Below are 23,187 nucleotides of genomic sequence, written 5' to 3' on the forward strand. Positions count from 1 at the left end.
TTAAAGGTTTTGCGATACAGCTTCCAGTACAAAGTCATGGAAATTCCGGACAACCGGCGGCATATAAAACTGGTCACTGCTTACCATATAGATGTTGCGCTTTACGACCGGGTGTAAAATTTCGATGACTTTGACATTCAGGCTGGAGAGCAGTTCCATTTCGGGGACGATGGCAATGCCAAAACCGTGGGCAACGAGGCCGGCCGTAACCTGGTCCTCCACGATCTCATACGCGATACGGGGGCGTTTTCCCAGTACCTGGAACATTTTATCAACTTCATAGCGGATGCCGGATGATTCGGCAAAATAAACATACGGATATGGCAGGGTTTGCTCCAGGTTTACGGAGTCAAATCCTGCCAGTTCGTGATTTTGGGGTACGATCAGCACCAGGTTCTCACGGTGTACGGTTTTGAATGTCAGTCCGTTTTCTTTTTGCGGATGTGAGCAGAAGATCAGGTCGTAATGATGGGCATTTAAGTCATTTACCAGATTCTGGGTCACATCGGTCTGGAAGGAAAAATGAATATCGTGGTCCGGATGCAGGTCGAGGAAACGGCGCGCCAGGGAGGGAATGAAATCCACACCCAGGGGGCGCACAAGGCCGAGGCGGATCAGCCCTTCGCCGCGGGCAGTGCGCTGAAGAAAATCGATGCCATTATCCAGTGTTTTTAAGGAACTTTCAACACTGCGCAGAAACTGTTCCCCAAATACAGTCAGGACGGTGTTTTTTCCACTTTTTTCAAACAATGGAACACCGAGTTCTTCTTCCATTTTAAAGATCGCATGGCTGAGGCTTGGCTGGGTAATACACAGGTTCTGCGCAGCGCGTGTATAGTGGTGCGTATGTGCCAGTTCTGCGAAATAACGCAGGTGAGTCAGATTCATAGGTATTCTGCCTTTCTTAAACGGTGTGATGATATACGATAGATAAAATCTATTATAACATGAAAATAATTGATTTGAATACGGATTAAAACTGTTTTATACTAAAACCGGAAGGTGTGATAAGACATCCTTCCGGTTTTTTACCTATAGAAGATACGGCTTCTTTTATGTCGTTCCCATAAAAAGAAGCCGTAAATCCCCTTACGCATATTCTGTACAATTCTGTATAAAATCCCGATATTTAAAATTCCGGCGGCAGGTCAAGGCAGTGCGCCACCATAAAGTTTGCGAATGCTTCCACGGCTGCCGTGATAAAATTCTTTTTGCTGTAGACCATGTAGATCATGCGGGTGTCCTTCGGGACGTCTGTTAAATGTATTTTTTTGAGGTTGTCGAACTGTTTTAAGAACGGTGTGTCCGCGACAATGGCGGCTTTGGAAGAACGGTTGATGCGCCCGGCAATGGAAATCTCGTCGTCGTAGGAGTGGGCAGCCTCAAGTCCTTTCTCTTTTAGGATCGCGCGGACGGTTTTGCCGATCGGGATGGTGTCGCGGTAGGTGCAGAGTGCGTAGTCTTTTAAGGCAGGCAGCTCGATGGAGTCATACTGCGCCAGCGGATGGTCATTTCGCACGATGACGATAAGCTCCTGGTAGGTGATGGGAACAAAGAACAGATCGTCCATGTGCTCCACCATGGAACAGAAGCCAATGTCGTAGGTTCCTGCGGAGACCCCCTCCGCCACAGGAATGGATTTTTCGTGGAAAATGTTAAAGTTTACCTGCGGGTGATGCTCATGGTATAAGTCGAGAGCATCCGGAAGAAAGTCTCCGAGCAGGGTTGGAATACATCCGATATCGATGGTTCCGGTCATGGAGTCGGATTTTTCCTTCATGAGGGCGATGCCGTGTTCCAGAATTTCCAGAGACTGATTGACATACTGGGAAAATTCTTCTCCATATTTGGTGAGCTGGACGTTGCGGCCTTTTTTTTGGAATAACGCAACCGAAAGCTCGCTTTCCAGCGACGCGATGGAATCGCTGAGGCTGGGCTGGGTGATATAGAGTGCTTTGGCTGCTTCCGTGTAATGCTGGACTTCAGCCAGTTTCCGAAAATAATAAAGCTGCTGTAAATTCATAAACGCTTCTCCTTCTTTCCTATTCATTATACATGATGTTGATGAGAATTTCCATGGAATCGTTAAGAAAATGTTAGAAAATTATCAAAATATAGCGAGGGATGGATTTGACAATTTGGGCAAAACTGCCTAAAATAGGAGGCAGATGGCTGTTTGCACAGCGTGCGAACAGTAACGTCAGGAGATCATGAAGCTAAGTGCGTGGCGCCGTACAGGCTTGAATGCGCCAAATATCCAGAATTGAACGGCAGATATAATATGTGGCTGGGTGACAAGAGCGGATGTTCCGAGGGTATTTATGCAAGAGAAAAAGTAGGCTGTAGTGAGATATAGAAACTGTTGTGTTGATTTGATGCTATGGGGATATGATTGACATGTTCCTAAACCGCATGGAGGACTGGGCAATGAAATATAATGGCTTCTATTTCTGGATGTTTAAGGGCCCTATGAAAAAGGTTCTTGCAAAGAAATACGGCAAAGCGTATGTTTTGGAGGTCATGAAAAAGAGCAAGCAGGTCTACCGGGAACTGGTAGAGCAGGCGGATGACATCGGCGATGATAATCCTATGGCATACAATGAGCTGTTTGCCCTGGCCTTTGTGGCGCCGTATGTGGCAAGCGGGAAGAAAATTCCACCAGAGACGGTGCAGGAAATGATGCGGCAGTCTCTGTACCACATCAAATGGTATTTTGCGAAAACGGATCTGAACACGGACAAGGGCAAAGCTGAGAACAAAAAGAGTATCGTCAGATACGCAAAGTGGTATACGCCGGAAAAGGAGAAGCAGTACCCGACTTCCTTCAAGGTGGACTTTGATGGGCAGCCGTATGAGGGAGCATGCTACTACCGCATCACCCGCTGCCCTATTTGTATTTATATGGAAAGAATGGGCATTCCAGAGTTAATGCCGCTGTTTTGCGAACTGGATGAGGTGATGATTTCACTCCAGCATGGCATATTGCACCGAAAACAGACGCTGGCGAACGGCGGCGAATATTGTGACTATTTTATCACGGGAAATAAAGAATAAATTTTAAAGGTAAAGGGGATCTCTGGACGCTTCTAGGGCGTTGGAGATCCTCTTCCTATTTATCACATTGTCGGTTGTAATATTTCAGTCCATTTAAAATATCTGGATTTTGAAAGGCAAGCTGCCGGAGAATCAGTTCATATAAACTGATCGGAATATATTTTTCTTCCTCTGGATCTTTAAAAGTTCTGTTTTGGATAATACGCAGAACCGGGCTGTCATCCGGGATTTGCTTTTTACATCGCTGGATCCAGGAAAGAACAGCCAAATCTCTGGCCTGAGTCAGGTTACCGTCCTCATCTTCCAGCCCATACAGGGTGAAAAAGAGATACGCATCCGACTCTGAGAGATAGTATGTCCGGCGCCGCAAAAGGAACAGGGCATATTGTGGCTCCAAACACCAGCGGATAAAATACGCCGCGGCATAACAAAGGATACATATGCCTAAAAAACTGGTTTTTAACTGCGGATAGTAGCGAAAAAATCCATAGTAAGCTATGAAACAGGCGACGATATAGGGGATTGTCAGGTGGAAGCGTTTCATCATACGGTTCGCCCTGGCTGCTGCCCGCAGCTCCTGTTTGTTTTTGGAAAGAACACTGTAAAACACTGGGACATCCGGGAGAGGATGACCGTGATCATTATTTAAAAGCATCATTTATTTCTCCAGAAGTTTGGAAAGCCGGTTCACCAGTGATGAAAGGGAAGGATGGAGCAGATTTTCCGAATCTTCGTATAACGACAGGTAGGAATTGTTATATTTCCAGACCTGGTCATAGTAAGGTAGCGTTACGAGAACAGGAATGTGAAGAAGTTCCTCTATTTCCTGATCCGAGTACATCCGCTGTTCTTTCCTGATCTGATTTGCGATTACATGCATATGATCATAACTGATCTGCTTTTGGGTCAGAAACCGGCGGAAGCGCTGATTGTTTTTAATTGAGCACTCCGTATCATCTGTGATCAGCAGGGCTAGGTCCGACAATTCCATGAGTTTTGCGGGAGTATCCGTGGATGCCATATCGGTATCGATAAGAACCAGGTCAAAATAAGTCTTCAAAGAAGAAATGAGCTGGATGATCCGATTAATGGGCAGAGGATATGTTCTTTTCATCTGTTTGGAGGATAAAAGATGGATATTCCGATCGGGGACAGGCGTAAGGTAGGGGTCCAGGTCCTGCCAGGACAGAGGGGATAGATCTCGTGCATTGTGCTGAAACAGGTCTTCCATTGTTCGTGTTGGAAGTATGCGGAAAAATGTTTCCTGGGCAGGGCAGGAGAGGGCCATATCGACCAGACAGACGGAAACGTTTTTACTAAATGCAATGGCCAACTCTTTGGTTAGTGTGGAGGTCCCAACTCCACCTTTGGCTGAAATAAGTGATACAACGGCATGGCTCATATATTTATCTAAATTCATAAAAATCCCCTTTTGAAATCTTAAGGATATTATATCTCAGGAGACCGGTTCTGTCTAATCCTAAACCCGTTTTGCTTATCATAAGGCAACTTGTGAAAATTTTTCAAAAGCGGTATAATGCTTTCTATATGAAAGTGGCCGGTGCCATTTAGGACAATAAGCGGGAATCCTCGGCAATTCAATTACCGAGATGAAAGCTCAGGAGTGTGCATATCTGCACAAAGTAAATAATATAATAATCCTCATTCTTTGATATTAATGCCGTAACCGGCATACAATAAAAACGAAAATACGTTCGAATAATGCTTGTGTATTACAATTCAATATGCTATACTATATGTATGAAAAAAAATCTTATACATTATAGGACTTGCGTGTGCAATATCAACTACCATATGGTATGGTCGGTGAAATACAGACGGAAGATATTAACCCCAGAAGTTGAGAAATACCTGCAGGAACTCGTGCAGCAGATAGCTGACGATAAAGGCTTTACCGTTCATTTATTTGAATGTGGTGAAGGTGATCATGTTCACTGTTTTGTATCAGCTCCACCAAAACTGTCAATAACAGCCATTATCAAGTATCTGAAGGGGATCACAGGCAGGAAATTATTCGAACGTTTTCCGGAAATAAGAAACCAGTTGTGGAAGGGAGAACTGTGGAACCATTCCTATTATGTGGAAACGATCGGATCTGTATCTGAGGAAAATATCCGCCGTTATATTGAACATCAGAGCAAGTCGTATTAATTCAATGTGAATTGTAAATATTCATATGCATGGCTGTCTGAAGGGGGAAGGGGAATGCTGCTGTCACACAGAACATCGGTCAATATCCGGCCGGAATATTCTAATATTATAGGGCATATGTGTTATGCTGCTTCCAAACTCTGGAATGTCTGCAACTATGAACGCCGTCGATATAAAGAATTGGAGCTGGAGAAGTATCCTGACTGGTATTATCAGAAGAAAGCGCATAAAGGAGATCTGTGGTATAGACAGCTTCCGTCCCAGACAGCGCAGGAGACCTGCAAGCAGCTGGATAAAGCCTGGAAATCATTTTATGTTCTTAAAAAGACCGTTGGGATCAAAGATCCAAATCCGCCGCGATTTAAACAGGACAATATACCGATCACTTACATGCAGATGGGAATCCAGCACGAGAAAGGCTCCGATCAATTGCGGCTGTCTCTGTCAAATGATCTGAAAAGCTATATGGAAGAAGCTTATGGGATTCATGAAAAATTTCTATATCTTGAAAATAAGATTTTCAGGAACATGGATCACATAAAGCAGCTGCGGATCTATCCACCGGAAGATGGAAAATGTGACCTTATCGTTGTCTATGAGGTCAAAGAACCAGAACCGATCTCCCTGAATGGCCATTATTTATCAGTGGATCTTGGAATTCATAATCTGATGACCTGTTATGATTCCGGAAATGGAAGGACTTTTATTCTGGGAAGGAAATATCTTTCACTGGAAAGATACTTTCACAAAGAAATCAGCAGAGTTCAATCAATATGGTATGCACAGCAGTCGGGAAATGGCATAAAATATCCCCGATCATCGAAACATATCAAGAGGATTTACCGAAAAAAGCAGGACGCAGTAAAGGATTACCTTCATAAGGTGACCAGATGGCTTGCAGAATACTGTAGAAAAGAAGGGATAAGCAGTGTAATCATAGGAGATATCCGAAATATCCGTAAAGGAAAAGAGATAGGCCACAAGGCAAACCAGAAGTTTCACGGACTGCCGTATAATAAACTTTATATCATGTTGGAATATAAACTAAAACTGTATGGAATACCATTGATAAAACAGGAAGAAAGCTATACCAGCCAGTGCAGTCCGTTATCACCAGAAGTATCAAAAAGATATGCAGAAGCATCAAACCGAAAAGAGCGGGGCATGTATATAACGGATGGAGTAAGATATAATGCGGATGCAGTAGGAGCATTTAATATCCTGCGAAAATATCTTTCCGTATCCGGAAAACAGAAAGAACTGTCCGTAACCGGACTAAAAAATCCAGAAATAATAAAAGTAGCTGTATAGCCGAAAGGCAAGCAGTAGTGGTGTCATGGACGCACCCTGAAAAAAGGCGGTATCCCGCCAGATTTCAGATGCTCTGGTAACTTAGTTACCGAGTAGTTCACAAGGTGAAATGGAATGAAAATAATATGTAAAAAAGGCTGCAACGTAAAAAGTGCATTGCAGATAGTGTCGGAATATATGGAGAAAAAGAGTCTGGAATATCCGCTCATAGGTGAGGATCTGGAGATAGAAATTTCTTTGAAAAATCAAGATGGGGAAGAATATCCGGACAATGATCAGACGGTATATTTTGATGAAAAGGAATTGGAGCTTCTTCAGCGCCATGAGAAAACACCGGATTGTTATAATATCGATGCATTGACGGGCCTGTATAACCGAGGAAAGTATGAACGGGATATCCGTACGTTTCAGGCTACAGGGTATGAACGGCTGACCTGTGTTTATATGGATGTGGTAGGACTTCATGAAGTCCTTGCCCACGAACGCGCCCGAAAAGACAGCTAGGACATCACGCAGGAAATTGAAATCTACTTCAATTTTTTGGAACGCTATATCCCACCATCCTTGCAGCCGGTTCTTTTATCCACGGAGGAACAGGAAGAACTGCGAAAAAAAGAAGAACGCAAGGATAGGCTCTATCAGAACTATTTGAAGCGGAAAGCCAACGGTGCACAGAAGCGGCATGAGGACAAAATTAAGGCGAAGAAAAGGGCGGAAATGGACGCTAAGAAAGCCTGATCCGGGCTGAGAATATGAAAAAAGGTGTTTTTTCTACGGGCTGGCAGCTATCAAAAGGAGAACCGAGCAAATGCGGCATAGCAGCCAGCGCAGCAGTCTAATCATCACGGAGCAAAGGAGAATGAATATGGGTAAGTTGACTTACATTCGTTGTGGAGATTATGATATACCCAACCTAAAACTTTCTGCGCAGCCGGAAACTTCTATCGGCAAGTACGGCAGGATGAGAAAATCCTACCTAAAGAAACATCGCCCCATTCTCTACAACCAACTGCTGATGAGCGAGAAGCTGTATCCACATCTGTTAGAGATTGACCGGACATCGCAGGAGCGCGTGGACACCATATTGCCTCACATGATGGAGACTGCGAGTGTTACGGAAGAACTGAAAGCCTGTGACCCTATGCGTTGGGTGGGGCTGATGAACACATTAACGGCACAGATTGAGAAAATTTTGATCAGGGAACTGATTTGCAACTGAATGGGAGGTGTGGGAAATGCTGACCTTTGAAAAGGTTTTGAAAGTGTTTCAGGCATATCTGGATGATGATCCTCTGTATGAGGTGGTTCAGACTAGCCACGGTTATACATTGATGGCATGGGAACCCCACCGGAATGATTGGTACAGCGCCGACATACAGAAAACCCCGGATGATTTACGGAACGCTTTGTTGGGTACATACGCTAATTTTCTGGAAGATAAGATTACCGGAAATGACCGTGACCTGACTGTGACAGAAACGGAGAAATCCAGCAGAGGTGTCGGGAATTTTTGGAAAAGTGCCGGGAAACTTGATACAGAAACGCCAGAAGGAGGCCGCGATTATGCGTCCTCCTTCTGCTTCGCAGTCTGTTCCATTTTGAGCGCCACGTCTATGGCACCTTCAATAATCGGCAGGTATTATTCAGGGCAAAGCTTCAGCTTGTGACTGACCCGTTGCCGCTGTTCGCTTTCTTCCCGCATGATCTCCGGGTTAAAATACCGTTCCACGGGAAGTCCGCAGATCTTAATCAACTGGATCATCACAGGCAAGCTCGGAATCGCACCTTGATCTTTAATGTTGGCAAGATACCGCCATTCAATCCCGACCATTTCCGCCAATGTTTTTCGTGCCAGACGCTTTGCTTTTCGTGCGACTTTGACATCTGCACCGAAGGTTTCAAAACCGGGACAATCTTCAACTTTCGCCATATAACATCACCCGGTTCCATTGTATAATTCATACTTTTCCCGTTGAATGTTACTATATGCAGGTTAGTTGAAGTTTATAATTCATATATAAAAGACCAGCACCACTCAAAGTTGCTGGTCTTTCCGCATAATGATTTATTGTTAATTCTCTTTTAATGAAGCAATCCATGCTTGGATTGCGTCCACCAGTACATACTGCTGACGCAAAACAGCCAGACCTGTTGCGGGAATACTGGGCTCATTTTCTTTTTTCTGTATATTATGTTCCAGATAGGATTTTAAAGTACTAATATTTTCCTCAATTTCTGCTATGCACGATTTTTGTTTTTCAGGTGGCAAGGAATCCAAATTCACAATAACAGCGTTGAAGTCCAGAAAAATGTTAATAGGCTTTCCAGAAATCTCAAACATGAGCCGTTCAAATTCTGCTTCTCCGGCTTCTGTCAGGGAATAAATCGCTTTTTCTGGCATCTTCCCTTCCTTTACGATTTCGCCTCGGATTAGCCCCTTTTCTTCTAACTGAATGGCTTTTTTATAAATGGATGGAGTGCTGATTTTTACCCATTTGGATATGTTTCTATATTCTACTAACTTTTGAATATCGTAGGCGCTCATTGGCTCCTTTTTCAATATTCCCAACACGATTAAATCTATGGTCGCCATGTGGAATCACGCCCTTTCACTATGCTTTCTGTATGAAAGAATACTGTCAAATCTACTATAAATTATAGTATTAGATTTTACACTCTTTGTCAAGACAAATCGCCTCGCTTCTCTTGACATATACTATAAATTATAGTATTATGATTTATGTGGTAATATACTATAAATTATACTACTATAGATTATACTTAAAGAAGCGAAAGGAGTATTAACAATGAATGAACGCAACAACAAACTTGAGCTTTTGGGCAGTGCGCCTATCCACAAAGCTCTGATGGCTCTCGGCATGCGATTATGATTGGGATGTTGATCAATGCACTCTATAATCTGGTGGATGCCTATTTTGTGAGTGGCTTGGGCAAAAGTCAAATGGGTGCTATTTCTGTCGTATTTCCGTTGGGACAAGTCGTGGTTGGTTTAGGCCTTATGTTCGGTAACGGAGCCGCATCCTATCTGTCAAGACTATTGGGGCGCGGAGATAAAGATACCGCCGATAAAGTGGCAAGCACCGCACTGTATAGCAGTATTCTGATTGGTGCTATTATCATCCTACTTTCTGCGATTTTCCTTAAACCAATTTTGGTAATGTTGGGCGCGACGGAAACAATTATGCCGTATGCCTTGACATACGCAAGAATTTATGTGCTGTCCTGTATTTTCAATGTGTTTAATGTAACAATGAACAATATTGTAAGTAGCGAGGGTGCAGCAAAAACGACCATGTGTGCCTTGCTATTGGGAGCCGTATTGAACATCGGATTAGACCCTCTTTTCATTTATACTTTGGACATGAAAGTAGAAGGTGCAGCAATCGCCACAGCAATTTCGCAGATGGTATCCATGCTTGTTTATCTTACTTATGTTCTGTGCAAAAAAAGCGTATTTTCGTTCAGCATAAAAGAGTTTTCTCCTACGAGGCAAATGGTGACGGAAATTTTGAAAATTGGAGTTCCCACTTTGGTGTTCCAACTGCTAACAAGTCTTTCGATTGCGCTAATTAACCGCGCATCCAGCAATTATGGCGATTCGGTCATTGCAGGCATGGGGGCGGTTACGCGAATTACTTCTATGGGAACTCTTGTTGTTTTTGGATTTCTGAAAGGGTTCCAGCCCATTGCTGGATTCAGCTATGGGGCAAAGAAATTTGATCGCCTACGCGAAGCAATCAAAACCTCAATCATTTGGTCTACAAGTTTCTGCTTAGTCGTAGGCTTGGTGATGGCCGTTTTTTCTACACAGATTATCTCTCAATTTACTGAGGAAGATACTCAAATGGTTTTAGCGGGTCAAAAATCACTGTTTGCAAATGGGATCACATTCATTCTTTTTGGTTTCTACACGGTTTACTCCTCTTTGTTTCTTGCCTTGGGTAAAGGTGCGGCAGGTTTCTTTTTGGGAGCATGTAGACAAGGTGTCTGCTTTGTTCCTGTCATTTTGCTGCTACCTATGGTATGGGGAATGAACGGAATCCTATATGCCCAACCCATCGCAGATGTAATTTCCGTAGTAATCACTGTATTTATGGCGTTACACCTTCATCGGGAATTGTCTATGGCTGAAAAACAGGTTATGTCCAATTCGGATATATAATGTACTTCCTCTTGACTTTTGCTATTAACAATAGTACTATTGATAATAGTAAAAGTTGGAGGTGTAGTTATGTCGTCAATCGATTTAGTCATACTTGGTATTGTATTGGAAAAACCGCAAAGCGCCTATGACATTCAAAAGGATGTGGAGTACCACCATTTTTCCCGCTGGACAAAAATAAGCGTACCTTCTATTTATCGCAAGGTTCTCCAGTTGAGCGAAAAGGGTTATCTGCAAAGCGATATTGTCAAGGGCGATAAGTTTGCGGATAAAGCCATTTATTCTATTACCGATCAGGGCAGAGCGTATTTCAAGGAGCTGATGGCCTCTTATGCCGCTGGCCCAGTATCCTTGCTATTCGATTTCAATGTGGTCATTACCAATTTGAACAAGATGGACAAGACCGAAGCGTTGGAGCTGGTTTCGGCTTTGCGCCGGAGCATACAGTCCTCGGCTGAATCCAACGAGGGCCATGCGCGGGAATTTACAGACATTCCTTTGGTTGGGAGAACGATTTTTGAGCAGCAGCAGCTTCTCTATCGCGCCCTTATGGAATGGCTGGATCACTTTGAAGGACAGTTCTTAAAAGAATGAGCACGGCCTTCAAAAGCAGTTTGACCATCCTGTTTGAAGCTCCATTTTGGATCGGTCTATATGAAAGAACGGATAGCGGTAAATACGAGGTGTGTAAAATCACTTTTGGTTCAGAACCCAAAGACTATGAGGTCTATGAGTTTCTGCTGAAGAATTGGCATAAGTTGAAATTCAGTCCACCGATCCAGACCGAAGTAGCCATAGAGCGAAAAATCAATCCCAAACGAATGCAGCGCGAAATTCAAAGTCAACTGCAAGATAAAGGCATTGGCACAAAGGCACAGAAGGCGTTGAAACTTCAGCATGAGCAATGTAAGCTGGAACGGAAAACCAAGAGCCGTGAGCAGAAAGAGGCGGAGAAAGACCGTCAGTTTGCCATACGGCAGGAAAAGAAGAAAACCAAGCACAGAGGAAGATAACATGAAGATAGAATGGATTTTATGCCCCTTTTGCGGCAGCAAAACGCGATTGAAAATCCGCGATGATACAGTACTGGAAAACTTTCCATTATATTGTCCTAAATGCAAACATGAAATCCTGATTACAGTAAGAAAACTAAATTTATCCATCGTCCAAGAGCCAGACGCACAGACGCAGAGCCGATAATACACAAGGTAAGTTTACTTGTGGTTATCGGTTCTTTTTTATCTTAATATACAACGAGAACCTGCCCCGCCCAACGGGGAAAGAAAAAACCGTGGCAGGGCAGGTTGATTTTGTGCGCTTACTCTACATACTCTGGTGGCGGCTTTGATTTTCAGAGCCACCGTTTCTTTTCGTCTCCCCTAAACCAACGACGACTTAACACCGTGTAAATCCACGGCGGCATTATAGGAGGATTGCCGCCGTGTCTATTTTTGCCTTTTTTCACAGTACTCATGATCTGCACAAGCTAAAAAAAGCCTGTTCCCAGCAGCGGAGCAATGCGGTCAGAAGTATGCACTATACCATGTAGCTAAACAGCAAAATATATTCCCTGACGCTCGTATGGCATTATACCGTCCGGGCGCTTTTTTGTCTCTATGGAGCCGTAACATCGGGTCAGCATGGCCCGAACTTTATCCCCGGTGCCGTTTCCAGCCACCCCATTCAGATTTACCCAAAAAATCTGAATGGAGGAAAGGCAGATGGAAGTTACCATCAATTATAACGGACAAGCTGTGACCGTGGGGGTCACGTTGGAAGTCTATGAATTTCTTGACCGGGTCGATCACAAAACGGAGAACCTGTTCCATGAACAGCGACGGCATCGGGATGGCCGGGAGTTTGACGAGTACATCATTACCACCGAGGGTGTAGGGGCCTACGGCGAAACGCCGGAGGAATACCTTTGCCGCGTGGAAACGCTACATGAGCTGATGGCTGTTCTGGACACCTGTACCGAAGCCTGCGCAGCTGGTTCCTGCTCTATGCGCTTGACGGACTGAGCCTTGCGGAGATCGGTATGCTATGTGGCTGCTCCAAAGTGGTTGTGTATCACCCTTGTGCGTGCCTATGTGAAGGACAACTTTGTAGACAAAGGAATGTGTGCTGACTTTGCTATCCATGACAAGGGAACCGGCAACCCTCATGTCCATATCATGCTGACGCTCCGGCCTCTGAAAGAAAATGGACAGTGGGGCGCAAAGTGCCGCAAGGCATACGATCTGGACGAGAATGGACAGCGTATCCCGGATGGGAAAGGCGGTTGGAAAAATCACAGAGAGGATACGACCGACTGGAACGATAAAGGAAATGTGGAGATTTGGCGGGCAGCGTGGGCGGCCTACACCAATCGGGCGTTGGAATCTGCCGGCAGACCGGAGCGCATTGACCATCGCAGCTACAAGCGGCAGGGCATTGATAAGATTCCCTCTGTCCATCTGGGGCCAGCTGCCAGCCAAATGGAAAAGCGCGGAATCCGTACCGACAAGGGGGAGGTAAATCGGCAGATTGCCGCTGACAACAAGCTGCTGAAAGAAATCAAAGCCCGCATTACCCGTCTTTATCGCTGGTCGAAAGCCGAAACGGAAAAACCACAAACGCAGCAAAGCAGCTTGACCGTCTTGTGGGAGACCCAGCAGCAGTTGAACGCTTCCCGCACCCGTACCGGCAAAATCCGGGCCTTGCAGGAAAGCGCTGCACTGTTCAGCTTTTTGCAGGCAAACGGCATCCAGTCTATGCAGCAGCTCCATGAAAAAATCGCTGATATGAACAGCCCTTACTATGATCTGCTCGGAAAGATCGTCAAGGCTGAGCGCCGGATTGCCACCCTTACCGAACGCAGGGAGATGTGGGAACAGTACAACCAGTATAAGGCCATCCACAAACAGCTTGCCAAAGTAAAGCCGGAAAAGCGGGAACAGTTTGAGCAGCGCCACAGCCGGGAACTGATCCTCTATGACGCAGCGCCCCGGTATCTGAAAGAACTGAAAGACAACGGCGAGGCAATCACTCCGAAGGCATGGCAGCGGGAAATAGATCAGCTGGCCGCTGGAAAGCAGACGGACACGCTTGCCATGAAATCCATGCTGGAGGATTTGAAAGCAGTGGAACGGCTCCGCAAAACCGCCGGGCAGCTGTCCCGACAGGAACGGGACAAGTCTCACGACCGGGAGCCGGAGCGGTAAGGGCTACCGCGTTTTGGCGTACCCCTGTCAAGTGCGTCGCGTTTCACGACACTCTTTTGTATACAGAAAAACCGCCGTACAGGTTTCCCCATACGGCGGCAGACTGTTTATTTGCCGAACAAGTCGCTGTGTGTGCCGGTGCGGGCCAGCGTCAGCACCAGAACATCATCCTCTATGCGGTAGACAAGCAGCCAGTCCGGGAGAATGTGACATTCCCGATGGCCTGCCCAATCGCCGCACAGGTCATGGTCACGGTTCTTATCCGGCAGTGGTTCGCCCATCGCCAGCAATGCTACGACCTGATTCAGCAGCTCGATCTTCAAGCCACGCTTGATGGCTCGTTTGTAGTCTTTTTTGAAACTGGTCGTGTACTTGACGGTATATTTGGTTTCTTTCATCGTTTCAGGTCAGCAAATAACTCGTCAAGGTCATTGTAGCCCTTTACAGATGGGTCTTTTGCAATCCTTTCCGCTTCCAGCATGGCAGCAACCGTTTCTTTGTTCGGCTGTTCCAGCCTTACTTCAAAGGGAATGCCACCTTCACGAAGCGACTGGCGCACAAAGATGTTAAACGCCGTAGTCAGGTTCATGCCAAGTTCCGTAAACAGTGCGTCCGCCTGTGCTTTCAAATCTGCGTCCATGCGGATACTGATGTTTGTGGTATTTCCAGCCATACGATCAACCCCTTTCTGCTGGCAATTATAGTATATGCCATTTGCACGAAGAAAACAATACTTTGCACGAATATTTAACAATAAATTCATTCAAGGAGGTTATCGGCTTTATGAAAGAACTCATTTATGAAGAACAACAAGACTGAACCTATCCCCGTCATGGATTACCGCCAGTACCGCAGAGTGCGGAGGCTGGTGCATGAGTGCTGTAACTACATCGACGGAAACTGTATCGCCCTGGACGATGGGAAGGAATGTGTCTGTGTCCAGTCCATTTCCTATTCCCTGTTGTGCAGGTGGTTTCGGACGGCGATATTGCCGCAGGATAAGGAACTGGAAACGGCGCTGTTCCACCGGATGAATGCGAAGAAATGCGCCGTATGCGAGGCGCTGTTTACCCCCGGTTCTAACAGGGCCAAATACTGCCCGGAATGTGCCGCACGCATGAAGCGGATCAACGCCGCAAAGTGCAAGCGGAAACAACGGGAGAAATGTCACGCTTTAGGGGCTGAAAAACCCTTGTAAATCAAGCTTTTTTCGAGGGTGTCAAAGGCAGTCTGATAGATTTATCCTCTGACCTCTAAAATAGCCTTAAAATGTGTACAGAATTCCAAGAGAACCCCAAAGGAGGAACCCTATGTCAGACAATCGAAAATATTATTACCTGAAACTCAAAGAAAACTATTTTGACGATGATTCCATCGTGCTGCTGGAAAGTATGCAGGATGGTGTGTTGTATTCCAACATTCTGCTCAAGCTGTATCTGAAATCGCTGAAACATGGCGGGCGGCTCCAGCTTGACGAGGACATCCCTTACACGGCGCAGATGATCGCCACCATTACCCGCCAGCAGATTGGCACTGTGGAGAGGAGAGAGCCTTGCAGATCTTTTTGAAGCTGGGTCTTGTGGAGGTGCTGGACAGCGGCACATTCTACATGAGCAACATCGAACTTTTAATAGGCCAGTCTTCTACCGAGGCTGCGAAGCTCCAAAACAAGGCTCTTTCTGCGCTCCGGACAAGTGGCGGACATTTTCCGACATTCGTCTACCAGAGATAGAGTTAGAGAAAGAGATAGAGAAGGTGCGCCCTAAAACAGGGCACCCTTCCCATACCTATGGCCGTTACCAGAATGTTTTTCTGACGGACGGGGAACTGGCAGACTTACAGGCCAGCTTTCCCACTGTATGGGGCCAGTACATCGAAAAGCTGTCCGAGTACATGGCTTCTACCGGCAAGCGGTATCAGAGCCATGCAGCAACCATCCGGTGTTGGGCCTGTGAGGACGTTAAAAAAACGGTCACACACTCATGCAACCGGGATGACAGCGTAAAGGAGGATGAAACTGTACGATTGGGATTACCGCAGAAATCCGGGCGTTCATCCAGCCATTATCAAGGTCGCTTTTCTTTGGAGGTTTTAAACTCATGCGAAATCACCTCTGAGCATGTTGGAAAGGTATGGATCAGCTCCATAGCGTCCTTCCAGATACTGCTTATCGTAGGCCGCGGTATTTTTGACGCGGTCGTTATCTTCCCCACGGATTTCATGCAACGAATAGATTTCGCTTTCGTGGGAAGCATTCTCCGCGGCAAACCAGATCTCGTCACGGCGGAATATGGTATTTTTTAAAGTATACATATCATGGGATGTGAATAAAAGCTGGGCCCCATATTTGTTGATCTCTTTATTTTTGAACAGGGAAATGACATAGCGCAAAAGCTTCGGATGAAGCTTTGCATCCAGCTCATCAATGATCACCATGCGTCCTTCTCTGAGGGCAAGCAAGATCACCGGAAGGGCCGCGATAAGCTTCTTGGTTCCATCGGATTCCTGGGAGAATGGCAATTCATATTCCTGGGAAGATAACGTGCGCTGCATGAAGAGCTGCTTTGTATCTTCATCATAGCGGTACCCGGTGATATCAATATCCATATCATTTAAAGCGCGGATGAACTGCTCCTTATATGGCGCATCTTTGGCTAACAGAATCTGATGTTCCACTACGGGATTTGCATAGCTGCGGATAATGCAGCTTTCAAACCATGTAATAACCTCGCTGATGACCGGAATGTCATAGTTAATGGCCAGGAAAGAAAGATACGGCATCTTAGGGTTAATGCTGGTGTTCAGGCTTTTTTTATTAATCGTATAGCCAAGGGAAATGCTGTCAGCCTCACGTTCAAAAATCGTGGCAGTTTTCTTCCCAGTGACTGCTTTTCTGTAAAGGGATTCCGATATAACCTCATCATTTTTTAAGGCGAGATAGTAGCAGTATTCATTCTTCTCAATCCTGAAAAATATCCGGAATTCGATCGGTTCATTTTTGGAAATCTCATCAAACAGAAAGGGAACTGCATCAATTTTCTGCTGGAGGATGAAACCCTGTCTGTTTTTCCCTAATTCATTCACCGGTTTTACGATCGTAGAGATGACGCAAGCAAGCGCCTGCAACAGGTTTGACTTTCCACCGCCATTTGGGCCATAGACGACATTAACTGGCAGAAGATCAGAGGCAGAAGTCTCAGTGATCAGTGTATTTTTGAATTCAGGAAGTACTGCAGCCTGATAATCTAAAGTAGTTTCATTTTTGTAAGACTTAAAATTTTGAAAAGTAAACTGGCATAACATGATTGGAAGCTCCTTTCCCCTATAGTATGACCACAAAAAATCAAAACATCAAGTTATATATTCGATATAAGGAAATAAATTTATGAAATGGATTATAAAACGATAATTTTGCGACTTTTTACGACCTTATTCATAAGTCAGATAGCCATTAAAAAATTAATGAAAAATTTTTAGAGCTTTTGAAACTTTTCAGGGTTTCAATACGTCTAATTAGTGTAATTAAAAAATCAAATCTATTTAGTTTGGAGGCTTTATTATGAAAAAAAGAAATCTTATTGCAGTTTTGATGATGACCGCGGCTTTGGCTGCTGGATGCGGTGCCAAGGCTGAGACAACCACAGCAGCGCCTACCCAGGCGGAAACGACCAAGGCAGAAACAACGCAGGCAGAAACCACCCAGAGCGAGACAACTCAGTCTGAATCGCAGAAAACAGAGGAAAAAACGGAATCTGTGACAGGAAAGATTGAGGAGATCAAGGATTTTATGTTCACGATCGAAAGCGATAAGGGTACCTATGCAATGACATTCGATACCGCACCGGAAGGCTTATCAGATGTTAAAGAAGGAGATGAGGTAACGGTAACCTATACGGGAGAGCTCAGCGAAGTGGATGCGTTTACAGGAACCATTATTTCTGTGGAGAAAGCAAATTAATGTGATGAGAAAACGCTAAAATTTATCACTGGATGCCAGGAATATTCATAGGCCCGGCTGGGATATGTATTGAAGCTTTTTTGCAAAGAATTACGGCCAAAAACCCGCTGCTATATGGAAATCATGCAACAGCGGGTTTTTGGCTGTTTTTTATATGGCCGGTAATGTTCTACACTAAAATATATAGGTGTGTATGAATGCTGAGAAAATCATATGTATTTATTTTCGCCATATGCAAGCGGATATTCCCCAATTTCCATTGCTCCCTCGACTTTTTTATTAAATGGGAGAGAGAATTGGCTGCATAAATTCCTTGATTGCTGGCGCAGCAGCGCCGTTTTTCATTTTCCCTTCCATTTATTTTTCTTTTTATCCATTGAGTGCGCCGCCTGATGGCGGCAAACGCCTGACGGCGAGCGAACAAATTAGGGGAGCCTAGTGGAGAAATATTTTTTCGAGAGGTCAGGAAAATAGCGGGAGAGAAGAGAATGGAATTGAGTTTCGGAGTTGCATATGGCGAAAATAGATACATATAATTTGTCTACACTACTCTCTTTCGAATATGAGGCGGTATTATTAAGCAAAAATATGGCAATATCCATCATGATGCCACTTTTCCTTGCTATCTTTACGGTTTTGCATTAGAATGAAGAAGCACTTAAATTCATACTATCTAAAAAAGTAATCGTTCTCGTTTCTGAGTCGGTTACTTTTTTATAAGTAAGCAATGCTATATTGTTGCGTTATTTCATCTTTTACAATCATTACACATACCGCATTGAAAATTTTAAAGAAGTAGAGAAAGCCTGGATTACTAATTCTTCCAGGCTTTCTTTACTTCTTTTATGGAGTCGAAAATATAAGTTGGAGAGTACGTATGAATCATAGTATCTGTTTTTTTCGCTTCACCGGTTAGTACCAGGACTGTCTCTACCCCAGAAGCGTTCCCGCATGCAATGTCAGTGTAAAACCTGTCACCCACTATCACGGTTTCCTCTTTGGAAAACGGATTTTCCCGGAGTGCAATATCCACCATATCGGTAGAAGGTTTTCCGATATAATGTGGTACCTGGCCTGTGGCATTAGTGATCATCTGACATATGGAGCCACAGTCGGGTACATAGCCAAATAGGACCGGGCAGACCAGATCCGGGTTGGTGGCCAGGAAGGTGACAGGGCGGGTCTGCAGGATGCGGCAGGTGTCAGTCAGCTTCTTGTAGGTAAGTTCGCTGTCGTAGGCAACCAGCACAAAGGAAATATCCTGGGTGTCCGGATCCGTGGTGACGCGGATTCCATGTCCTTCAAGCTCTCGAATCAGTGATCGTGTTCCAAGTGTATAGATAGTCTTTCCAGCTGCGTGTTGCCGCAGCCAGCTGGCAGAAGCGGTGGAGGCAGTTACAAAATTCTGAGGATCGGTTGAGACACCCATCTGACGGAATTTTTTGATGTAGTCCGCAATGCTTTTGGTGGAGTTATTGGTAATGAATACAAACTGCCCGCCGCGCTCTTTAATTTCCTGGAAGAATTCCGCCGCTCCGGGCAGCAGGACATCGCCCAAGGCCACGGTTCCGTCAATATCAAATAAGAAGAGTTTCTTTTCGGAAAGCATAAGCTACCTCCGGATCTGCTCCAGAAGCCAGGAAATGTCTTCTTGGATTCCGGATTCATCATCTGCACATTCGGGCTGTATTCCAGAACCAGATCTGCGTTTGGAGTCAGTCTCTGATAATCAGACAGAAACAGGGGAAAATCCAGGGTCCCGTGGAAAATCCGCTGATGGCTGTCGTGAACACCGTCGTTGTTGTGAAGATGGTAAGCCACGATCTGATCCTTTAACGCTTCCATGGTCTGCTCCAGGTCCCAGCCGTTGGCGTAAGCATGGCCAATGTCGATCAGCACCGGATAATGTTCTTCCCTGCAGAGCTGGATAAACGCATCCTGGTCAAACAGCATGTTGCCGCGGTCCAGGACACCGGCATTCTCCACCACCACCGGGATCTGGTGCGGCTTGAACAGCTCCGCAATTTCCCTGTAGTTTTCTCTGGAAACACGGATCATCTCTTCCCGGCGTTCTTCCGTCACCGGGATGTTATTGTGATGAAAGACCAGATACTGGCTTTGAAGGCGCACACAGTAAGGCAGGGTTTGGCGGATCAGGTCCATGGAGTGCGCATATTCCGGGGTGCCGGGGGCTGCGCTGTGCTCGGTTTCATAGTACGGGCCATGAAAACTAACTGGGATTCCTTCAAACTCCGGCAGGCAATGAAGAAGCTCTTCCTCATAGCAGTCTGCGTCAAACATAGGGAACAGCTCGACGCCAATCTGACCACGGAAGGCATGTAAATGCGGGATGACCCGGGCAAGCTGACCCGGTTTATACACATTGGTACTGACCAAAAGATTCATGATATTTACCTCCTGCTTTCTGGTTTTTATTCTGAGCATCCGGCATGGAAAAATCCAGGGCTGCGTTCAGACGGCGGATTTCTTCTGGATATCCAAGGGACTTCTCGCTCTGGGCATCAAACAGATGCAGTTTGCGGAAATCAATATTGATGAAAATGTTTTCGCCCGGGCGCGGAACCGAGTCGTTGCAGATGGCAATCAGCTCGCTCTTTTCACCCTTTACATCAATATAAACTCCGTAGCGGTTTCCATAGTCCTCCACGTATTTTACGGTTCCGCAGATGGAAGTTTCCGTTGGACGGCTGCTTAAGACTATATGTTCCGGGCGGATGCCAACGCAGTATTTTCCGGATGGACAGGCATCTGCGATCGGACGCCACATCAGAGCCAGTCTGATCATCTGGTCTCCGATGGAGAGATTGCCGTTTTCATACTGGCAGGAGATGATGTTCATGGACGGAGAGCCAATGAATCGGGCACAGAAAATACTTGCCGGCATATTGTATACATGGCTTGGCGTGTCCAGCATTTCCATATTTCCGCGATACATGATGGCAACACGCTGTCCCACGGTCATGGCCTCAATCTGGTCATGAGTGACATAAACCATGGTCGGACGGTACATCTCGTGGATCTTGACCAGTTCTTTTCGCGCACGCAGGCGGAGCTGTGCATCCAGGTTGGAAAGCGGTTCATCCAGAAGAAAGTAGTCAGAGCGTTTTACGACGGCGCGGGCCAGGGCAACACGCTGGCGCTGTCCACCGGAAAGATCCTTCGGCTTGCGGTCCTCCAGACCTTTCAGCTGCAGCATTTCCAGTACTTCCTCCAGGCGGCGGTTAATCTCAGCCGCTTCCATTTTGTGGGCTTTCAGACCGTAGATGATGTTATTTTTTACAGTCATATGCGGGAAAAGGGCGTAGTTCTGGAATACCATGGATACGCCGCGGTCTCCGCAGGCAACGTTGTTGACTACCTGGCCTCGCATATGCAGGGAGCCGGAGGTGATATCCTCCAGACCGGCGATCATGCGCAGGGTGGTGGATTTTCCGCAGCCGGACGGGCCCAGCAGAATCAGCCGCTCCCCTTCCCGGATTTCCATATTCAGATCATTGACGATCACATTTTTTCCGTATGCTTTTACGACGTGTTCAAAAACGATATTATTCATAAATCCTCCTGACAGATTAACCTTTTACGCCGGATGCGGCAAAGGTGTTGATGATATAGCGCTGGAAAATAAGATACAGAGCCAGCGGAATGATCATGGTGATGACGGATACGGCCATGGCAATGGTAAATTCGGTGCCGCCCTCAGCGCTGATGTACATCTGGAGCGCCAGGGAAAGCGTGTAGTTTTCCTTGCTCTTTAAGATGAGCACCGGCCATACATACTCGTTCCAGGAATTGATAAAGAAAATGATCCCGGTTGTAAGAATGGACGGGCGTACCAGTGGCAGGATGATATCGCGCATGATCTTGAGGCTGCCGATGCCTTCCATCCGCGCAGCCTCAATGAGGGCCTTCGGGATTCCGCGCATGGCCTGGCGCAGCAGGAAGATACCTAAAACATCCGCAAACTGCGGAAGTGCCACGCCCCAGATGCAATCCCGCAGACCGATTTTTGAAATCATCAGGTAGTTTGGGATCATGGTCACGGTGAACGGAATAAACATGGTACTCAGCATGATAAAGTAGAAAAACTGTTTTCCCTTGTACTCAAAATAGACAAAGGAATAGGCGGCAAACAGGCTGGTAATGGTTTTGAAGGCGGTAACGGATGCCGCGATCAGAAATGTGTTTAAGGTTATCTGGACAAAAGGCAGTTTTTCAAATACATGCCGGTAGTTTTCCAGAGTCGGGTGAGACGGAATGATCTCAAAAATGGTATTAAATGCGTCCTGCAGAGTCTTGAAGGAATTGGACAGAGCGAACACGATGGGAACCAGCATGAGGAAAACGATGGCGCCCAGGATCATGTGCCAGCCAATTTCCGAATGATTGTTAGTTTTCATAGTAGACTCCCTTCTCCACAAATTTAAATTCCAGAAGTAAAAGGACAATGAACAGCAGCATGGTCAGAATGGAAATGGCCGATGAGGTGCCGGTCCGATACAAGGTAAAGGCCTCGTGGTAGGAAGCGTAGATCAGGTTGGAGCTGGCGTAGTTCGGTCCGCCCTGGGTAATGACCTTGATGGGAGTGAACACATACTGGAGTCCCTGGACAATGGTGGTAATGAACACGTAAATTCCGGTAGCGGAGCTCATGGGCACGATGATGTCCAGAAAAATCTTCCACAGGGGAACCTGATCCAGCCGTGCTGCTTCAATAACTTCCTGGGATACGCCGGAGACACCGGCTAAAATATTGATGAAGTTGTAGCCGAAGGTCTTCCAGGTGGTAATGATGCAGAGCACGGCAATGACCCATCCGTCGGTTTTGGACCAGAAGGGCATCTGGATGCCGAATTTACCGAGAATGATGGCCACCGGTCCGGAAATCGGGTTTAAGATCCAGGTATAGAGGATGGAGCCGACCACCAGGGAGATGACGCTAGGAAGGAAGAACACAGCCTTGTAAAAACTCTTTCCATGCCGGATCACGGCGGAGAGGATAAAGGAGAGAATATACGGCAGCACAAAGTTCAGGACCAGCAGAACCAGAATGTAAGCAAGGGTATTGCCCAGAATCTTAAAGGTATTCGGATCTCGGAATACGGCAATGTAGTTGTTCAGACCGACAAATTTTTTGACAGGCTTTACCATGTTCCACTCAAAAAAGCTTAAGTAAAAGGTATAAAGGAGTGGGTAAAACATAAAGACTGCGAACACGGCTAGGGACGGGATCAGAAACAGATATCCCAGAATCGTTTGTTTTTTTGTTTCGTTATTCAAGTGATTAC

Annotated in this window: 23 protein-coding genes and 6 pseudogenes; 15 read left to right on the forward strand and 14 right to left on the reverse strand. The window is 45.8% G+C overall.

Features of this window, described 5'->3' with window-relative positions; all coding sequences use genetic code 11:
• Nucleotides 1–888, reverse strand: a complete 888-nt coding sequence (locus DXA97_RS07175; RefSeq protein ID WP_118542903.1) for a LysR family transcriptional regulator — start codon at nt 886–888, stop codon at nt 1–3.
• A 241-nt stretch (nt 889–1,129) separates the two neighbouring features.
• Nucleotides 1,130–2,023, reverse strand: a complete 894-nt coding sequence (locus tag DXA97_RS07180) for a LysR family transcriptional regulator (protein ID WP_118719140.1) — start codon at nt 2,021–2,023, stop codon at nt 1,130–1,132.
• A 404-nt stretch (nt 2,024–2,427) separates the two neighbouring features.
• Between DXA97_RS07180 and DXA97_RS07185 the strand changes: the two genes are divergently transcribed.
• The gene (locus DXA97_RS07185; RefSeq protein WP_118542905.1) at nt 2,428–3,054 is read left to right on the forward strand and encodes an L-2-amino-thiazoline-4-carboxylic acid hydrolase; all 627 of its coding nucleotides are present in this window, start codon (nt 2,428–2,430) and stop codon (nt 3,052–3,054) included.
• Between the two features lie 55 nt (nt 3,055–3,109).
• Here DXA97_RS07185 and DXA97_RS07190 read toward each other — a convergent pair whose 3' ends face one another.
• Nucleotides 3,110–3,712: a hypothetical protein gene (locus tag DXA97_RS07190; protein ID WP_118542906.1), complete on the reverse strand. Its 603-nt coding sequence runs from the start codon at nt 3,710–3,712 to the stop codon at nt 3,110–3,112.
• The gene (locus tag DXA97_RS07195) at nt 3,713–4,474 is read right to left on the reverse strand and encodes a P-loop NTPase (protein WP_118656235.1); all 762 of its coding nucleotides are present in this window, start codon (nt 4,472–4,474) and stop codon (nt 3,713–3,715) included.
• A gap of 335 nt (nt 4,475–4,809) precedes the next feature.
• Here DXA97_RS07195 and tnpA point away from each other — a divergent pair, with 335 nt between their 5' ends.
• The 5 genes and pseudogenes from tnpA (at nt 4,810) to DXA97_RS07220 (ending at nt 8,071) form a co-directional block, all read left to right on the forward strand.
• Entirely contained in the window at nt 4,810–5,226 is a 417-nt protein-coding gene (gene tnpA, locus DXA97_RS07200) for an IS200/IS605 family transposase (protein WP_118542937.1), read from the forward strand.
• 54 nt (nt 5,227–5,280) lie between these two features.
• Complete coding sequence (locus DXA97_RS07205) at nt 5,281–6,537, forward strand: transposase (RefSeq protein WP_243107315.1); 1,257 nt, start codon at nt 5,281–5,283, stop codon at nt 6,535–6,537.
• A 459-nt stretch (nt 6,538–6,996) separates the two neighbouring features.
• Nucleotides 6,997–7,376: pseudogene (locus tag DXA97_RS07210) on the forward strand (DNA recombinase); the annotation flags it as partial.
• Nucleotides 7,377–7,402: 26 nt separating this feature from the next.
• On the forward strand, nt 7,403–7,756 hold the full coding sequence (locus tag DXA97_RS07215; RefSeq protein ID WP_118562452.1) for a TnpV protein: 354 nt from the start codon (nt 7,403–7,405) through the stop codon (nt 7,754–7,756).
• Nucleotides 7,757–7,772: 16 nt separating this feature from the next.
• Nucleotides 7,773–8,071 (forward strand): annotated as a pseudogene (locus DXA97_RS07220) (hypothetical protein).
• 105 nt (nt 8,072–8,176) lie between these two features.
• Here the strand turns inward: DXA97_RS07220 and DXA97_RS07225 are convergent.
• Both DXA97_RS07225 and DXA97_RS07230 read right to left on the reverse strand, forming a co-directional pair.
• On the reverse strand, nt 8,177–8,467 hold the full coding sequence (locus tag DXA97_RS07225) for a helix-turn-helix transcriptional regulator (RefSeq protein ID WP_178687446.1): 291 nt from the start codon (nt 8,465–8,467) through the stop codon (nt 8,177–8,179).
• Between the two features lie 141 nt (nt 8,468–8,608).
• Nucleotides 8,609–9,130, reverse strand: a complete 522-nt coding sequence (locus DXA97_RS07230; protein ID WP_118585103.1) for a PadR family transcriptional regulator — start codon at nt 9,128–9,130, stop codon at nt 8,609–8,611.
• A 214-nt stretch (nt 9,131–9,344) separates the two neighbouring features.
• Here DXA97_RS07230 and DXA97_RS07235 point away from each other — a divergent pair.
• From DXA97_RS07235 to DXA97_RS07260, 6 genes and pseudogenes are all read left to right on the forward strand, one after another.
• A pseudogene (locus tag DXA97_RS07235) lies at nt 9,345–10,720 on the forward strand (MATE family efflux transporter).
• Between the two features lie 69 nt (nt 10,721–10,789).
• On the forward strand, nt 10,790–11,314 hold the full coding sequence (locus tag DXA97_RS07240) for a PadR family transcriptional regulator (protein WP_118585105.1): 525 nt from the start codon (nt 10,790–10,792) through the stop codon (nt 11,312–11,314).
• Nucleotides 11,311–11,733, forward strand: coding sequence for a YjdF family protein (locus DXA97_RS07245; protein ID WP_118585107.1), 423 nt, complete (start codon nt 11,311–11,313; stop codon nt 11,731–11,733). The genes DXA97_RS07240 and DXA97_RS07245 overlap by 4 nt, the downstream gene beginning before the upstream one ends.
• A 1-nt stretch (nt 11,734) precedes the next feature.
• Nucleotides 11,735–11,920: a cysteine-rich KTR domain-containing protein gene (locus DXA97_RS07250; protein ID WP_118656229.1), complete on the forward strand. Its 186-nt coding sequence runs from the start codon at nt 11,735–11,737 to the stop codon at nt 11,918–11,920.
• Between the two features lie 521 nt (nt 11,921–12,441).
• Nucleotides 12,442–12,848, forward strand: a pseudogene (locus tag DXA97_RS07255) (sigma-70 family RNA polymerase sigma factor).
• The gene (locus tag DXA97_RS07260) at nt 12,766–13,923 is read left to right on the forward strand and encodes a MobA/MobL family protein (protein ID WP_243036754.1); all 1,158 of its coding nucleotides are present in this window, start codon (nt 12,766–12,768) and stop codon (nt 13,921–13,923) included. The pseudogene DXA97_RS07255 and the gene DXA97_RS07260 overlap by 83 nt, the downstream one beginning before the upstream one ends.
• A gap of 107 nt (nt 13,924–14,030) precedes the next feature.
• On the opposite strand, the gene DXA97_RS07265 is transcribed toward DXA97_RS07260, so the two are convergent.
• A complete protein-coding gene (locus DXA97_RS07265) occupies nt 14,031–14,321 on the reverse strand; it encodes a type II toxin-antitoxin system YafQ family toxin (RefSeq protein ID WP_118586877.1) in 291 nt (96 codons plus the stop codon).
• Nucleotides 14,318–14,596 carry a type II toxin-antitoxin system RelB/DinJ family antitoxin gene (locus DXA97_RS07270; protein ID WP_005924829.1) on the reverse strand — a complete coding sequence of 93 codons (279 nt, stop codon included), beginning with the start codon at nt 14,594–14,596 and terminating at the stop codon, nt 14,318–14,320. Before DXA97_RS07270 ends, DXA97_RS07265 begins: the two co-directional genes overlap by 4 nt.
• A 126-nt stretch (nt 14,597–14,722) precedes the next feature.
• Between DXA97_RS07270 and DXA97_RS07275 the strand changes: the two genes are divergently transcribed.
• Nucleotides 14,723–15,121, forward strand: coding sequence for a cysteine-rich VLP domain-containing protein (locus DXA97_RS07275; protein WP_118719142.1), 399 nt, complete (start codon nt 14,723–14,725; stop codon nt 15,119–15,121).
• Between the two features lie 112 nt (nt 15,122–15,233).
• Nucleotides 15,234–15,882: pseudogene (locus DXA97_RS07280) on the forward strand (phage replisome organizer N-terminal domain-containing protein); the annotation flags it as partial.
• A gap of 138 nt (nt 15,883–16,020) precedes the next feature.
• On the opposite strand, the gene DXA97_RS07285 reads toward DXA97_RS07280, so the two are convergent.
• Nucleotides 16,021–17,226, reverse strand: coding sequence for an ATP-binding protein (locus DXA97_RS07285; protein WP_118719144.1), 1,206 nt, complete (start codon nt 17,224–17,226; stop codon nt 16,021–16,023).
• Nucleotides 17,227–17,482: 256 nt separating this feature from the next.
• Here DXA97_RS07285 and DXA97_RS07290 point away from each other — a divergent pair, with 256 nt between their 5' ends.
• Nucleotides 17,483–17,881 carry a DUF1344 domain-containing protein gene (locus tag DXA97_RS07290; RefSeq protein ID WP_118562449.1) on the forward strand — a complete coding sequence of 133 codons (399 nt, stop codon included), beginning with the start codon at nt 17,483–17,485 and terminating at the stop codon, nt 17,879–17,881.
• Between the two features lie 814 nt (nt 17,882–18,695).
• Here the strand turns inward: DXA97_RS07290 and DXA97_RS07295 are convergent.
• From DXA97_RS07295 to DXA97_RS07315, 5 genes and pseudogenes are all read right to left on the reverse strand, one after another.
• Nucleotides 18,696–19,490, reverse strand: a complete 795-nt coding sequence (locus DXA97_RS07295; RefSeq protein ID WP_118719146.1) for an HAD-IIA family hydrolase — start codon at nt 19,488–19,490, stop codon at nt 18,696–18,698.
• A gap of 134 nt (nt 19,491–19,624) precedes the next feature.
• A pseudogene (locus DXA97_RS07300) lies at nt 19,625–20,326 on the reverse strand (TIM barrel protein); the annotation flags it as partial.
• Nucleotides 20,256–21,455 carry an ABC transporter ATP-binding protein gene (locus DXA97_RS07305; RefSeq protein WP_118562447.1) on the reverse strand — a complete coding sequence of 400 codons (1,200 nt, stop codon included), beginning with the start codon at nt 21,453–21,455 and terminating at the stop codon, nt 20,256–20,258. The pseudogene DXA97_RS07300 and the gene DXA97_RS07305, both read right to left, overlap by 71 nt.
• 16 nt (nt 21,456–21,471) lie before the next feature.
• Nucleotides 21,472–22,299 carry a carbohydrate ABC transporter permease gene (locus tag DXA97_RS07310; protein WP_118562446.1) on the reverse strand — a complete coding sequence of 276 codons (828 nt, stop codon included), beginning with the start codon at nt 22,297–22,299 and terminating at the stop codon, nt 21,472–21,474.
• The gene (locus DXA97_RS07315; protein WP_118719148.1) at nt 22,289–23,179 is read right to left on the reverse strand and encodes a sugar ABC transporter permease; all 891 of its coding nucleotides are present in this window, start codon (nt 23,177–23,179) and stop codon (nt 22,289–22,291) included. Before DXA97_RS07315 ends, DXA97_RS07310 begins: the two co-directional genes overlap by 11 nt.
• Between the last annotated feature and the right edge of the window lie 8 nt (nt 23,180–23,187).

The organism is Clostridium sp. OF09-36 (genome assembly GCF_003481985.1).
Lineage (GTDB): Bacteria > Bacillota > Clostridia > Lachnospirales > Lachnospiraceae > Brotaphodocola.

Bases quoted from the DNA above. Each gene is read 5' to 3' on its own strand.
- DXA97_RS07175 (WP_118542903.1), bottom strand. From the start codon at position 888: ATGAATCTGACTCACCTGCGTTATTTCGCAGAACTGGCACATACGCAC.
- DXA97_RS07180 (WP_118719140.1), bottom strand. From the start codon at position 2,023: ATGAATTTACAGCAGCTTTATTATTTTCGGAAACTGGCTGAAGTCCAG.
- DXA97_RS07185 (WP_118542905.1), top strand. From the start codon at position 2,428: ATGAAATATAATGGCTTCTATTTCTGGATGTTTAAGGGCCCTATGAAA.
- DXA97_RS07190 (WP_118542906.1), bottom strand. From the start codon at position 3,712: ATGATGCTTTTAAATAATGATCACGGTCATCCTCTCCCGGATGTCCCA.
- DXA97_RS07195 (WP_118656235.1), bottom strand. From the start codon at position 4,474: ATGAATTTAGATAAATATATGAGCCATGCCGTTGTATCACTTATTTCA.
- DXA97_RS07205 (WP_243107315.1), top strand. From the start codon at position 5,281: ATGCTGCTGTCACACAGAACATCGGTCAATATCCGGCCGGAATATTCT.
- DXA97_RS07215 (WP_118562452.1), top strand. From the start codon at position 7,403: ATGGGTAAGTTGACTTACATTCGTTGTGGAGATTATGATATACCCAAC.
- DXA97_RS07225 (WP_178687446.1), bottom strand. From the start codon at position 8,467: ATGGCGAAAGTTGAAGATTGTCCCGGTTTTGAAACCTTCGGTGCAGAT.
- DXA97_RS07230 (WP_118585103.1), bottom strand. From the start codon at position 9,130: ATGGCGACCATAGATTTAATCGTGTTGGGAATATTGAAAAAGGAGCCA.
- DXA97_RS07240 (WP_118585105.1), top strand. From the start codon at position 10,790: ATGTCGTCAATCGATTTAGTCATACTTGGTATTGTATTGGAAAAACCG.
- DXA97_RS07245 (WP_118585107.1), top strand. From the start codon at position 11,311: ATGAGCACGGCCTTCAAAAGCAGTTTGACCATCCTGTTTGAAGCTCCA.
- DXA97_RS07250 (WP_118656229.1), top strand. From the start codon at position 11,735: ATGAAGATAGAATGGATTTTATGCCCCTTTTGCGGCAGCAAAACGCGA.
- DXA97_RS07265 (WP_118586877.1), bottom strand. From the start codon at position 14,321: ATGAAAGAAACCAAATATACCGTCAAGTACACGACCAGTTTCAAAAAA.
- DXA97_RS07270 (WP_005924829.1), bottom strand. From the start codon at position 14,596: ATGGCTGGAAATACCACAAACATCAGTATCCGCATGGACGCAGATTTG.
- DXA97_RS07275 (WP_118719142.1), top strand. From the start codon at position 14,723: ATGAAGAACAACAAGACTGAACCTATCCCCGTCATGGATTACCGCCAG.
- DXA97_RS07285 (WP_118719144.1), bottom strand. From the start codon at position 17,226: ATGTTATGCCAGTTTACTTTTCAAAATTTTAAGTCTTACAAAAATGAA.
- DXA97_RS07290 (WP_118562449.1), top strand. From the start codon at position 17,483: ATGAAAAAAAGAAATCTTATTGCAGTTTTGATGATGACCGCGGCTTTG.
- DXA97_RS07295 (WP_118719146.1), bottom strand. From the start codon at position 19,490: ATGCTTTCCGAAAAGAAACTCTTCTTATTTGATATTGACGGAACCGTG.
- DXA97_RS07305 (WP_118562447.1), bottom strand. From the start codon at position 21,455: ATGAATAATATCGTTTTTGAACACGTCGTAAAAGCATACGGAAAAAAT.
- DXA97_RS07310 (WP_118562446.1), bottom strand. From the start codon at position 22,299: ATGAAAACTAACAATCATTCGGAAATTGGCTGGCACATGATCCTGGGC.